Raw genomic sequence first — 12,631 nt, 5'->3', positions numbered from 1 at the left:
CAATCAGCCACGCTGTGAATCGAGCTGTTCGTGGTTCTTTTCGACTTCCTGCGCCTTCATGTAGCTTTCGATGAGAAGCTGGTAGGGAGGGAAAATCTTGGTGTAGACATTGGCCCATTCCTGCGCATCGTCACGATGCCATGTCTTCTGGAGTTCCGAAGCCACCGCAGCCGTGTCCATCGGCACGACACCGGCCTGAACAACACGAGCGAGCGTAATTTCCTGCGCCATCTTGGAATAGGTTCCGGATGCGTCCACCACGGCGAAAACCTTGTAGCCATCCTGAACGGCACTGATTGCCGGGAAGGCCATGCAAACGCTGGTGATGGTGCCTGCGATGATCAGGGTCTTGCGGCCCGTGGCCTTCACGGCAGCAACGAAATCCGGATTGTCCCATGCGTTGATCTCGCCACGGCGCGCTACATATTTGGCATGAGGGGCGTTCTCATGAATCTCGGGGATCAGCGGACCATTGGGGCCCTGCGGCACGGATGCCGTGGTGATGACCGGCATCTTGGTCAGCGTGGCCATCTTGGCAAGCGCGGTCGCATGATTGCGCAAAACAGGCATCGGCATGTCTGCGACGGTCTGAAACAGGCCGCTCTGATGGTCGATCAGAAGCATGACGGCGTCGTTGGGGTCGATAACCGGACGCTGGCCATTAAAGTTAGCTGGGCTGCTCATTTTAAGTCTCCTTCTTCAGGCTTGGACGTATTCAGGGCCGAAAGCATTTCCGGTCCGGGGATACCCGTGGTTCATACTGACACCAGGGGAATGGATCAGGCAGGAATGGTGCCGAATTTCCCTGTTCGGAAATCCGCGAAAGCATCCTGCAATTCTTCATTTGTGTTCATAACGAAAGGGCCACGCATGGCGACAGGCTCGCCAAGCGGTTCGCCACTCAGCAGAAGGACGGTTGCGTCGCTGTCAGCCGTAATCTCGAAACTGCCACCCTTTCGGTCGAGCAGAACGAATTGCGCATCCCGTGCCGATCTGTTGCCGTTGACGGTGATCGTTCCGCGCAAGATTGCCAGGCCGGTCGTATGTTGATCGGGAAGATCAAACACAACGCTTCCGCCCTGTTTCAGGCGCAGGTCCCATAGATCAATCGGCGTGAAGGTGCGTGCTGGTCCGGCATGTCCGGCATAGTTCCCGGCTATGACACGGACAATTCCAGCTTCATCCGGCAGGGCCACGGTCGGAATATCCCGATCGAGCACCGTCTGGTAAGCGGCGGGCGCGGACTTGTCCTTGGCAGGCAGGTTGACCCAGAGCTGCACCATTTCCAGCGTGCCTCCCTGTTCGGTAAACGCCTTCGAATGGCGCTCCTCGTGCAAAATCCCGGCGGCAGCAGTCATCCATTGTACATCACCGGGACCGATCATGCCTCCGCTTCCAGTGGAATCGCGATGTTCAACTTCGCCCTGATAGACAATGGTCACGGTTTCAAAACCGCGATGGGGATGGCTGCCAACACCGCGCGGGGTTGCCGTGGGTGCAAACTGTTCCGGCCCGGCATAATCAAGATGCAAGAAGGGGCTGATGTGTTCGCCCATTGTCGCATGGGAAACCATGGAGCGAACCGGAAATCCATCACCCACCCAATGGGGCGATGAGCTGCTGTAAATGCCGATAACCTGTCTCATCTCGATCTTCCCGATTTATTTCGTTGCCTTGCGGACACTGAATTGACTGTCTGAGAGCAAAATAAATCTGGAACAAATTGACCGGTAGATCGAAGTTCAGGCTATACTGTCCTGAAAACAGGACAATGAAAGGCCCGGCCATGGCTGATCTCAACGATATGCGGCTTTATGTGGAAGTCGTGGAGCAAGGCGGCTTTTCCGCTGCGTCCCGAAAACTGGATATGCCGCGCTCCAGGCTGAGCCGCCGGATCGCCCTGCTGGAAGATGATCTCGGTGTCAGGCTTATCCAGCGCACCACCCGACAATTTGCCGTGACGGATATCGGCCAGGAATTTTATCGCCATTGTCTGGCGATGATGGTTGAGGCCGATGCCGCACTGGATGTGATCGACAGAATGCGCACAGAACCGCAAGGCACGGTGCGGGTGAGTTGCCCGGCATCGGTCATTTATTTCCAGGTCGGTGAAATGATCGCCCGTTTCATGGCGCGATACCCAAAGGTGAAAATACATCTGGAAAGCACAAACCGGCGCGTGGATGTTATCCGCGAAGGCTTCGATCTCGCTATCCGCGTCCGCTTTCCACCGCTCGAGGATAGCGATCTCGTCATCCGCAAGCTGGCGGAAAGCGAGCAACGACTGGTGGCAAGCCCTGTATTCGTCAAGGAGGGATGCAACGCCGTCCCCGCCGACCTCGTCGACATGCCCGGCCTTGCCTGGGGATCATCCCACAACAGTTTTGAATGGAACCTGCTTGGTCCGAACGGCACCACGGCTGAAATTCCCTATCAACCGCTGCTGATCACGGAAGATATGGTTGCGCTGCGGCTGGCCGCTCTTCAAGGCATCGGCGTTTGCCAGTTTCCTACAATGGTTGTCCGGGATGATATAAAGGCTGGGCGGTTGGTTGATCTTCTGCCCGACTGGGCACCCCGCAGCGGCATCATCCATGCTGCCTTTCCCTCGCGGCGTGGCTTGCTGCCTTCGGTGCGCGCGCTTCTCGATTCTTTGGTCGAAGAGTATGCCGCTTTATCCGCAAGCGAACACAGGTCATGACGACCCAGAGACCTTCTCGGACGTATGGTCTGCCGCTGGCTAAAGAATAGTTTCGTCGATGGCCTTGCGCTGAACGGCGCATTCCCGCGCCAGAAAGTCGATCAGGGTACGCACCGAAGGCAGCAGGCCACGCCTGGATGGAAATACTGCATGGACGATACCCGCGGCCGGGCGCCATTCGGGCAAGACAGGCACCAATGTGCCTGCGGCAAGGTCACGCCAGATCATCATGGTTGGCAACTGCACGATCCCGGCACCGTCCAGCACAACCAGATATTGTGAACTGCATCGCGACTGGCGCAACGATATTGAAGGTCTGGGTACGCTGTTTGCAAACCACATTCCAGATTATCGCAACCTGATTACCAGCTACAACACGATGGCATCCGGCAAATAAGCCGCCGCGACAATTCCGGTAAGCGAGCTGTGCTTGTCGGTTGGAACGTTGCAAGAGAACGCCGGGTTATAGCCCGGCATTTTTGTCACTTCTGATGAGTCAGGCTTGAGAAGCTGTTATCGCTTCACGGAGAACGGAGCGCAGCCGTCAACTGCCAGATACGCCCCGAAAATATGTAGCATCCTGTGCAGTTTCGATTCAGCGTAGGCAGCCGTCCTACCTATGGGACATTGAGTACCGTAATCCGAACTGCATAGCACCATGCCGTAGTGCCAGCCAGCGAGCCAAACGGCTCGCGTGGCTATGAGAAGCTCTAACGGTTTGCTTCAACACGCATCTCGTTCCGACAACCGTTCCACATTTTTCGGAATACGCTTTAGTATCAATCAGCCACCTGCTGGAATACCGCGTCGGCGTTTCAGCTGAGGAACAATTTGACGAGCAGCGGCACAACGAGTGACGTTGCAATAGCGTTCAGCGCCATGGCAATCCCGGCGAAGAGCCCAGCCGTCTCATCGACATCGAAAGCACGTGCAGTTCCGATACCGTGCGACGTCAGCCCAACAGCAAATCCACGTGCGGCGTAATCCCTTATCCGCATGGCATTCATGAAAGGGGTGACGACAAGTGCGCCGATGATACCGGTAAGTACGACCAATACCGCGGTTAGCGACGGTGTGCCGCCAAGTGTGGAAGAGATCGCCATGGCAACCCCGGCAGTTGCGGATTTTGGCAGAAAAGAAATCAGCACTTCATTGGAGAGATTGGCCCATTTACCCATCACCACAATGGAAAGAACCGCAAAGAAAGAGCCGACGACCAGCGCTGCTCCCATTGGGATCAGCGCTTGCCGCACCTGATGCCATTGGCGGAATAGAGGCACGGCGATGGCTACTGTGGCTGGACCGAGCAGGAAGTGGATAAACTGGGCTCCTTCAAAGAATCGTCCATAGGGAACATCAAAAATCACAAGCAGGCTGGAAAGCAGCACGATGGAAATCAGTACAGGATTGGCCAATGGATGGCGCTTCAGTCGAACGGAAATATGCGTCGCCGCGATCCATGCGCATAATGTGAGAGTGAGCCACAGCAAAGGTGATGCTGAAAGGTAAACCCATAGTTCCAGTGGATGTTTCATGACGCTACCTCCGCCCCATGAAGCGTTGCACAAGAATGAAGGTCCAGACCGTCACCGCCAATGTGAGAATTGCCGAGATCACCACGATAGCCAGAATTGCCGTGGCCTGCCCCTGAATCTGGCTCCACATAGCCACCACTCCGACCCCCGCCGGGACAAAAAGCAGGCCGAGATTACCAAGAAAACCATCGGCCGCCGTTTCTGCTTCGGCAAATATACCCCAGTCGAATATCTTGCACAGTTGCATGGCAACGAACAGAAGCACGAGCCCCACAACGGGGCCCGGTATAGGAAGCCCGCTCATGAAGATAAAGCTTTCGCCAAGCAGCTGAAACAACAATAGCAGCGCTATACCCTTGATCATGAAGGCTTCATCTCCGGTTCAAATCTCAAGAGCCAAGGTAACCGACCGGCCGTCCTACCGTCTATACGGTCGGCAGTGATAGTGTTTCTGATTTGCAAGAACATATGCTCGCCGAGCAGGCCCCGGGGCTTTGCTCCCGGCACAGGCACGCCTGAGGTTGGCGGCGTGCAGCACCACAGTCCAGCCGGAAATTCAATATACGGGGTGCCCCCCGAGGCGGGTCTACCGAAGGATCATTGCGCGCGGCGCACGGTTTCCGATGGGAGATAGCCGAAGCGCTGTCGGTAATCCGCTGAAAACAAGCCCATATGATTGAAAGCCCAGGCCATGGCGATACGCGTGATATCCCCCGGCCCGGCGTGGCCGCGGACAAGCTCTGCATGCACCTTGTCCAGCCGCATGTTCTTGAACACGCCGAGCGGCGTGTTGCCCCGGACACTGCGAAATGTGCGGTGCAAGGTACGTGCGCTGGTGCCCGTTGCATCGACAAGCTCCTGCAAGGTCAGCTGCTTGTCGAGATTGTCGAGCATGAATTTTTCAGCACGCTGGACATAGCTCGGAACCGCACTCGTCAGCGGCCTTGCGCGCGGCTGCGTGTCGAGCGCCGCTGCAAGCGATGCCATCAGGCTGTCTTCGAGACGCTCCGACAGACCGCCATGGAAAAATGCTTCCTTATCCTTCTCGATTTCGTTTATGACGAAATGCGCCAGCTGATAGAAGGCATGCCCCACCAGAGTATCGAAGGATACGACGCGCTTGTTATGGGTAAACTGCTCGATAAATTCCTTGCCCCCCAGAATATCGATCTGGGTATCGTTCAGGCTGAAGATCAGCATGCGCGTGGAAGGGTGAAATTCGAGATCAATCGCCGAATGCGCGTCGACCAGCTGCGCATTCATGCCGGACTGATACAACAACTCGTCACCGCGCCGGTCGCGCGAGACGAAGATGCCCTGCAACGGAACCTGCAACAAAGTCATGTCGTTATGCGCTTCAACTTCGATGCGGGCATGGCCGCCAATGCGGATCGCAGTCAGGCCGAAGGGACGCATGCGCCCATGTGAAACTTCCGTCCGGTAGGTCCGGCTGGATTTTTTCGAGATGCGGCAAGGCCTGAGGAGACCCGACATGGTGTCCTGGAACGAATCGATGGACGGCGAAAGCCTGTGCATATAGCTCGTAGTCGGCATCACGATATTCCCCGTATCTCATTTAGAGAGCATTTTATTTTAAGATTAAAGTATCACGCTGGAGCGAGAGCGCAAGCGCCACGAAAATTTTGCACGAAAGCGCGTTTCTGGCGGTTTCCTGTTAGGAATGGCGTTTTGGTGATAGACAGCATTGTTCCCGCTTTTATCGTTGGTCCCAGGCGCCAAAGAGCAGCCACGAAAAAGGGAACCGCGAATGAAAGCGATTATCGTCGGAGGGGGCATCGGTGGCCTCACGATGGCATTGATGCTGCACGCACGAGGCATTGACTGCCAGATTTTCGAAGCAGCACCGGAAGTCCGTGAACTGGGCGTTGGTATCAATGTCCTTCCGCACGCCATCCGCGAACTGGCTGAAATCGGCCTTCTGCCCGCGCTGGACGCCACCGGCATCCGCACCCGAGAGCTGATTTACGCTACACGGCAGGGTCAGGAAATCTGGCGCGAGCCCCGCGGCATCGATGCAGGCTATGATGTGCCTCAGTTCTCAATCCATCGCGGCTATTTGCAGAAACTGCTTTATAATGCCGTCATCGAACGGCTTGGACCGGATGCCGTCATCGCGAACCAGCGCTGCGTGAGCTACACCCAGAACGAGGGTTCTGCCACGGTTCATTTTGCCGAAGGTTCAAAAATTACCTCGGCAACTGCCGACATCATTATCGGCGCGGACGGTATTCATTCCGTCATTCGACATCAGATGTTCCCGAACGAAGCCGGTCTCAAATGGAACGGCGTCATGATGTGGCGCGGCGCTGTTGAAAGCGATCCGTTCCTTGACGGTCGCACCATGATCGTCGCTGGCGGCTTTACGTATAAGCTGGTGCTTTACCCGATAGCCAAGGGCACCACGCCCGGCAAGATTCTCAACAACTGGGTCGTCACCTATCGTCCCGGCGCCGACGGATCGCCTGCGCCGAAGCGCGAGGACTGGAGCCGTCGCGGCACGCATGAAGAGCTGATGCCCCATGTCGAAAAATTCGGCATCAATGTCGTGGACCTTGCCGCTTTGGTGCGCGCAACCGATACATTCTTCGAATATCCGATGTGCGACCGCGACCCCGCCCGCTGGTGGACGGATGGCCGCGTGGCGCTGATCGGCGACGCCGCCCATCCGATGTATCCGGTGGGGTCGAACGGCGCGAGCCAAGCGATCATCGACGCACGCACGCTTGCCGACCATCTTGCCGCTGCGGAGCACGGTCGCGCGGCGCTGGCGGCCTATCAGGCAATCCGGCTGCCCGCGACGGCGGAAATCGTCCGGCTCAACCGGCTGGGCGGCCCGGAAGGCGTCATCGATGAGGTTGAACGCCGCGCTCCATCCGGTGTTGCCGATCTGGACGGCGTCATCAGCTTTGCCGAGCGCGAAGCCATTGTTCGCGGCTATGCCGCAAAGGCTGGCTTTTCAACACAGCAAGTCAATCGGGGAGTGTCTCGGGCCTCTGCCTGAAACCTGCGTCGGAATAATTTTTAACGCGCATCTTTTCCGAAAACCGTTTCACACTTTTCGGGGTGCGCTCTAATGAAAGGGAATTCGAGTGACTGTTCTTCAAGCTGGCGTGACCAAATCCGGTTCCTCCGTGGACGGTGTTGTCTGGCATATTCTCGGTCAGACCTATGTGCCCAAGCATGTCTGCGAAAGCTCCATGTCCTGGCACGCAACCTTCCCTCCCGGCACTTTCGTTCCGCCACATATCCACACCACGCAGGAAGAATTCATCTACGTGCTGGAAGGACGCTTCGACCTGCTTCTCGACGGCAAGGAAGCCGTTGCCGAAGCTGGCGATCTCGTCTGCCTGCCACGCAACGTGTCGCACGGTATTTTCAACAAGACCGAGCAGCCAGTGAAGTGCGTTTTCTGGGTTTCGCCGACCGCAAAACTTTGGGATCTGTTCGTTCGTATCGACAATGTCGGTGATCCTGCCGAAATAGTTCGCATTGCACCGGCACACGAGGTTGAATTTTTGCCCGCTCCAGCAGAATAATGCATCCGCCCGGCAGAAGTATGGGAGTACATCTGCCGGGTATCAGAGCATTTCCAGCAAAAGTGTGAAGCGGTTTTGCGCCGGATAATGCGAAAGAAAAATAAGACAAAGCAGAACGCTGCAATCGAGGTGGAACAATGAAAATTTCGACGAAAGCGGCCTTCGCGCTGCTCGCCGCAACCATGTTGAACGGAACCGCGCAGGCCGAAGAAGGCAAGATCAAGATCGGTTTGATCTATACGCTGAGCGGGCCAGCGGCCTTGCTGGGCGAACAATCCCGCGACGGTTTTCTGCTTGCCATGGACAAGCTGGGCAACAAGCTCGGCGGCCTCGATGCTGAAATCATCATTCAGGACGATGAGCAGAAGCCGGATATCGGCGTCAACAAGGTCCAGCAGATGATCCAGCGCGACAAGGTGGATTTTGTCGTAGGTCCCATCTTCTCCAATGTCCTGAACGCTATCGTCAAGCCAGCGACCGATTCCGGCACGTTTCTGATCTCGACCAATGCAGGCACGTCCAATCTGGCCGGTAAGGATTGCAACCCCAATCTGTTCGTCACCTCCTATCAGAACGACCAGATGCATGAAGTTTCCGGCAAGTATGCCGAAAAGCAGAACTACCAGCGCGTCGTGCTGATCGCCCCGAATTATCAGGCTGGCAAGGACGCTCTGGCCGGTTTCAAGCACTCCTACAAGAACGAAGTCGCGCAGGAAATCTATGTGCCGCTTGGCCAGCTCGACTATTCGGCAGAACTGGCGCAGATCGCAGCCGAACAGCCTGACGCCGTCTACGCCTTCCTGCCCGGCGGCATGGGCGTAAATTTCGTCAAACAGTATCGTCAGGCCGGTCTTGAAGGCACCCCGTTCCTCTCGGCATTTACCGTGGATGAGACCACCCTGCCCGCGCAGCAGGATGCGGCAGTTGGCTTCTTCGCCGGTTCGAACTGGGCGCCGGATCTTGATTCCGCACCAGCCAAGGAATTTGCCGCCGCCTATGAAGCCAAATTCAAGCGCATTCCGGCGACTTTTGCGGTGCAGGCTTATGACGCCGCCATGCTGATCGATGCGGCCGTCAAGCAGGTCAACGGCAATATTGCCGACAAGGATGCCTTGCGGGCCGCCATGAAAGACGCGAAATTCATCTCGCCGCGCGGTGAATTCAGCTTTGGCGACAACCACTTTCCGATCCAGAATTTCTACCTGACCAAAGTCGTCAAGCGTGACGACGGCCAGTTCGCCACGTCCTACGTTGAAACGGTCTTCAACGATTACAAGGATAATTACGCAGCTGAATGCAAGATGTAACCCGGTGGAAGGCGGGTGCTCCGATGAGCCCAGTCCTCTCAATTTCCAAGTCTGAAACAGTTCACGCCAGTTTGTCTGGCGTGAAACGGACTTCAGTACAACGAGTTCCGGACGTCCCCCATGCTCAATCTTTTTCTGCTGCAGTCCCTTAACGGGATTCAGTTTGGCATTTTGCTCTTTCTCGTCGCAGCCGGTTTGACACTGATCTTCGGCGTCATGGACCTCATCAATCTGGCGCATGGCGTTCTTTATATGGTCGGCGCCTATCTGACTGCGACTTTCACTGCCATGACAGGCAGCTTCTTTTACGGCATCCTGATCGCCCTGCCCGTCACCCTTGTCATCGGCATTGTGTTGGAAGTGCTGGTCTTTCGACGATTATACGAACGCAGCCATCTCGATCAGGTTCTGGCTACATTCGGCTTGATCCTGATCGTGAACGAACTCGTGAAGATCATCTGGGGCGCGGCTCCGCTCAGCGTGCCGATGCCGGATTCCCTATCCGGTTCCATCCAGCTCTTTGGCAACCTGCGCTATCCCGTCTATCGCCTGCTGATCATCGCCGCTGGCCTCGCCACGGCGGCAGGTCTTTATGTCCTCGTCAATCACACGCGCATCGGCATGTTGCTGCGTGCCGGAGCGACCAATGGCGACATGGTCTCGGCTCTGGGCATCAATATACGCCGCCTGTTCATGGTGGTCTTCGGACTTGGCGCGATGCTTGCAGGCTTTGCCGGTGGCATGATCTCTCCCATTCTCTCCGTTGATCCAGGCATGGGCGATTCCATCCTGATCCTCACATTCGTCGTCATCGTGATCGGCGGCGTCGGTTCCGTGCGCGGTGCTTTCGTTGCCGCCATAACCGTTGGCCTCGTCGATACGCTTGGCCGCACCTTCGGGCCGATGCTGCTCCGCAACCTGCTCGATCCGGCCGCTGCCTCCCAGATGGGCCGCACGCTGGTGCCGATGCTCACCTATATTCTGATGGCAGCCGTGCTCTATTTCCGTCCGACAGGTCTCTTCCCGGCGCAGGGAGGAACCCGATGAGCGAGATTACCCATAACAGCACCCGCGATACCGCCATGCCGGAAACGGCAAAGAGCCGAACCTCGCCTTTGCTGGATGCGGGCCCGTGGCTGGTCTTCGCCGCCTTTGCAATCGTTCCGCTTCTCGCATCCGTATTGAACGACAGCTTTCTTCTCGTGATCGTGACACGCATCATGATCTTCGCGCTAGCCGCGCTTTCGCTCAATTTCATCATGGGTTACGGCGCGCTCGTGTCCTTTGGTCATGCCGCCTATATCGGGATCGGCACTTATGCAGTCGGCATCCTGTCCAGCTATGGCATCGACGATCTGGTCCTTCAGCTGGTTGCGGCCATCGTTGTTGCGGCGTTCTTCGCCCTCGTCACCGGCTATATCTCGCTGAGAACCAGCGGCGTCTATTTCATCATGATCACGCTGGCCTTCGGGCAGATGGCCTTCTTCTTCATGGTTTCCCTGTCAGCCTTTGGCGGCGACGATGGAATGACGCTGTCCACCCGCTCAACGCTGTTCGGCAATACGCTGCTTTCCAGCAATCTGGTGCTGTTCTACTTCGTGCTGGCGGTTCTGATGGGCGCATTTTTCATCTTCCGCATGCTGGTGCATTCACGGTTCGGTCGTGTGCTGCGTGGAACGCGGGACAATCCGGTGCGTATGCGCGCCATCGGTTTCTCGCCCTTCTCGTTTCAGCTCACCGCCTATGTGATTGCCGGTGTGGCAGCGGCCATTGCCGGTGTTCTGCTAGCCAACCAGATCCAGTTCGTTTCGCCTGCCTTCATGAGCTGGCAGCGTTCTGGCGAACTGATCGTCATGGTCGTTCTGGGTGGAATGGGCACGCTGATCGGCCCGGTCCTCGGCGCAACTGCCTTCATCTTTCTTGAGGAAGTGCTGGCGCATTTCTCAGAGCACTGGAAACTCGGCCTTGGTCTTTTCCTTGTTCTCGTCGTGCTTTTCAGTCGCGACGGTATCGGCGGGCTGCTCCGCAAGCTGCGTGGAGGTTCCGATGTCGGATGAACTGCTTCAGGTTCATGACCTGCATAAAAGCTTCGGCGCGCTCAAGGTCACGGATGGGGTCAATCTCACCGTCAAACGCGGCGAAATTCACGCGCTGATCGGCCCCAATGGCGCCGGAAAGACGACATTGATCCACCAGCTTTCGGGAAATCTCAAAAGCGACCGCGGTTCGGTCATCTTCGATGGCCGTGACATTTCCGGTCTGCCTATGCCCAATCGTGTCCATCTCGGCCTTGCACGTTCGTTTCAGATCACCTCGGTTCTTGAAGGTTTCAGCGTGCTGGACAATGTTGCACTTGCCGTTCAGGCACGATCCGGTTCAAGCTTCCGCTTTTTTCAGGCGGCAAACAAGGAAGCCGATATCAACGAGCAAGCCATGACTGCGCTTGCTCGCGTCCGGCTGGACGACCGCGCCCATCGCCGGGCCGGAGCGCTGTCGCACGGCGAAAAGCGCCAGCTTGAGATTGCCATCGCGCTCGCCACCGAAGCGCAGATGCTGTTGCTCGATGAACCACTGGCTGGCACCAGCCACGAGGAATCCGTGGTGCTGGTCGAACTGATGCGCGCATTACGTCAGACGCATACGCTGGTTCTGATCGAGCATGACATGGATGCCGTTTTCTCGCTGGCGGATCAGGTGAGCGTCCTCGTCTACGGACGCGTCATCGCGTCCGGAACACCCGCTGCCGTGCGCTCTGATCCGGACGTGCGCGCCGCCTATCTCGGCGAAGAGGAGGCCGCGTGATGCTGAAGGTCGAAGGACTCCAGAACGCCTATGGCCAGTCTCGCATTCTCTTCGGCATCGACTTTGAAGTCAGTGCGGGAGAAGTCGTCACGATCCTCGGCAGAAACGGCATGGGGAAAACGACGACCATCAAGTCGATCTTCGGCTTGCTGCCGCCCAAGGGCGGCAAGGTGTTCGTCAATGGCCATGACGTTACCGGCAAACCGCCCTATGCAATTGCCCGCGAGGGGCTCGGTCTGGTCCCGGAAGGGCGGCAGATATTTCCGACGCTGAGCGTCGAAGAGAACCTGCTGGCCACCCGGCGTTCGGAAGCGCGCTCGTGCAAATGGACGCTGGAAAGCATCTATCGGATGTTCCCACGCCTGAAAGAGCGGCGGCGCAACATGGGCAACCAGCTTTCCGGCGGTGAGCAGCAGATGCTGGCGGTTGGTCGCGCATTGATGACCAATCCGAAAATGGTCGTGCTGGACGAGGCTACGGAAGGCCTGTCGCCGCTCATGCGCGAAGAGATCTGGTCCTGCCTGCGCAACATCAAGGACGAGGGCGAAGCGATCCTCGTCATCGACAAGAATGTCGATGCGCTGGCGCGCTTCGCAGACCGTCATGTGGTCATCGAAAAGGGCCGTGTGGTGTGGAGCGGTGACAACGCCGCCCTTTTGAACACCCCGGACATCAAGGAACGTTACTTGCACGTTTGACCCAGCAGTCGAACGCAAACTGGCATTGACA

15 protein-coding genes are annotated in these 12,631 nt (G+C 57.1%); 9 read left to right on the top strand and 6 right to left on the bottom strand.

Annotated features, from left to right (window positions below):
* Window positions 1–3 precede the first annotated feature (3 nt).
* Both ABDF71_RS22290 and ABDF71_RS22285 read right to left on the bottom strand, forming a co-directional pair.
* On the bottom strand, window positions 4–684 hold the full coding sequence (locus ABDF71_RS22290; RefSeq protein WP_043062825.1) for a hydrolase: 681 nt from the start codon (window positions 682–684) through the stop codon (window positions 4–6).
* 95 nt (window positions 685–779) lie between these two features.
* On the bottom strand, window positions 780–1,646 hold the full coding sequence (locus ABDF71_RS22285; protein WP_258124824.1) for a pirin family protein: 867 nt from the start codon (window positions 1,644–1,646) through the stop codon (window positions 780–782).
* A gap of 140 nt (window positions 1,647–1,786) precedes the next feature.
* Here ABDF71_RS22285 and ABDF71_RS22280 point away from each other — a divergent pair, with 140 nt between their 5' ends.
* Complete coding sequence (locus tag ABDF71_RS22280; RefSeq protein ID WP_258124825.1) at window positions 1,787–2,701, top strand: LysR family transcriptional regulator; 915 nt, start codon at window positions 1,787–1,789, stop codon at window positions 2,699–2,701.
* A 39-nt stretch (window positions 2,702–2,740) separates the two neighbouring features.
* Here the strand turns inward: ABDF71_RS22280 and ABDF71_RS22275 are convergent, their stop codons facing one another.
* Window positions 2,741–3,004 (bottom strand): LysR substrate-binding domain-containing protein, encoded by a 264-nt coding sequence (locus ABDF71_RS22275; RefSeq protein ID WP_235691746.1) that lies wholly within the window; start codon window positions 3,002–3,004, stop codon window positions 2,741–2,743.
* Between ABDF71_RS22275 and ABDF71_RS22270 the strand changes: the two genes are divergently transcribed.
* Window positions 2,931–3,098 carry an isochorismatase gene (locus tag ABDF71_RS22270; protein ID WP_258124827.1) on the top strand — a complete coding sequence of 56 codons (168 nt, stop codon included), beginning with the start codon at window positions 2,931–2,933 and terminating at the stop codon, window positions 3,096–3,098. The two genes, ABDF71_RS22275 and ABDF71_RS22270, sit on opposite strands and share 74 nt — an antisense overlap.
* A gap of 418 nt (window positions 3,099–3,516) precedes the next feature.
* On the opposite strand, the gene ABDF71_RS22265 is transcribed toward ABDF71_RS22270, so the two are convergent.
* The 3 genes from ABDF71_RS22265 to ABDF71_RS22255 form a co-directional block, all read right to left on the bottom strand.
* Entirely contained in the window at window positions 3,517–4,236 is a 720-nt protein-coding gene (locus ABDF71_RS22265; RefSeq protein WP_010659174.1) for an LrgB family protein, read from the bottom strand.
* Between the two features lie 4 nt (window positions 4,237–4,240).
* Window positions 4,241–4,600: a CidA/LrgA family protein gene (locus tag ABDF71_RS22260; RefSeq protein ID WP_010659175.1), complete on the bottom strand. Its 360-nt coding sequence runs from the start codon at window positions 4,598–4,600 to the stop codon at window positions 4,241–4,243.
* A gap of 233 nt (window positions 4,601–4,833) precedes the next feature.
* A complete protein-coding gene (locus ABDF71_RS22255; RefSeq protein WP_010659176.1) occupies window positions 4,834–5,790 on the bottom strand; it encodes an AraC family transcriptional regulator in 957 nt (318 codons plus the stop codon).
* A gap of 214 nt (window positions 5,791–6,004) precedes the next feature.
* Here ABDF71_RS22255 and ABDF71_RS22250 point away from each other — a divergent pair, with 214 nt between their 5' ends.
* The 7 genes from ABDF71_RS22250 (at window position 6,005) to ABDF71_RS22220 (ending at window position 12,600) form a co-directional block, all read left to right on the top strand.
* On the top strand, window positions 6,005–7,258 hold the full coding sequence (locus tag ABDF71_RS22250; protein ID WP_258124828.1) for a flavin-dependent oxidoreductase: 1,254 nt from the start codon (window positions 6,005–6,007) through the stop codon (window positions 7,256–7,258).
* A gap of 88 nt (window positions 7,259–7,346) precedes the next feature.
* Window positions 7,347–7,793, top strand: coding sequence for a cupin domain-containing protein (locus ABDF71_RS22245; protein WP_010659178.1), 447 nt, complete (start codon window positions 7,347–7,349; stop codon window positions 7,791–7,793).
* A 137-nt stretch (window positions 7,794–7,930) separates the two neighbouring features.
* Entirely contained in the window at window positions 7,931–9,100 is a 1,170-nt protein-coding gene (locus ABDF71_RS22240) for an ABC transporter substrate-binding protein (RefSeq protein ID WP_258124829.1), read from the top strand.
* Between the two features lie 120 nt (window positions 9,101–9,220).
* Window positions 9,221–10,147, top strand: a complete 927-nt coding sequence (locus tag ABDF71_RS22235) for a branched-chain amino acid ABC transporter permease (protein WP_010659180.1) — start codon at window positions 9,221–9,223, stop codon at window positions 10,145–10,147.
* Complete coding sequence (locus ABDF71_RS22230) at window positions 10,144–11,157, top strand: branched-chain amino acid ABC transporter permease (protein WP_258124830.1); 1,014 nt, start codon at window positions 10,144–10,146, stop codon at window positions 11,155–11,157. Before ABDF71_RS22235 ends, ABDF71_RS22230 begins: the two co-directional genes overlap by 4 nt.
* Window positions 11,147–11,902, top strand: coding sequence for an ABC transporter ATP-binding protein (locus ABDF71_RS22225; protein WP_010659182.1), 756 nt, complete (start codon window positions 11,147–11,149; stop codon window positions 11,900–11,902). The genes ABDF71_RS22230 and ABDF71_RS22225 overlap by 11 nt, the downstream gene beginning before the upstream one ends.
* Entirely contained in the window at window positions 11,902–12,600 is a 699-nt protein-coding gene (locus ABDF71_RS22220) for an ABC transporter ATP-binding protein (RefSeq protein WP_342062217.1), read from the top strand. Before ABDF71_RS22225 ends, ABDF71_RS22220 begins: the two co-directional genes overlap by 1 nt.
* Window positions 12,601–12,631: the final 31 nt, after the last annotated feature.

Source organism: Ochrobactrum sp. WV_118_8 (assembly GCF_039631535.1).
GTDB classification, from domain to species: Bacteria; Pseudomonadota; Alphaproteobacteria; order Rhizobiales; family Rhizobiaceae; genus Brucella; species Brucella anthropi.
The sequence above is the reverse complement of the archived record's forward strand: the minus strand, read 5'-3'. Positions and strand labels throughout refer to the sequence as shown.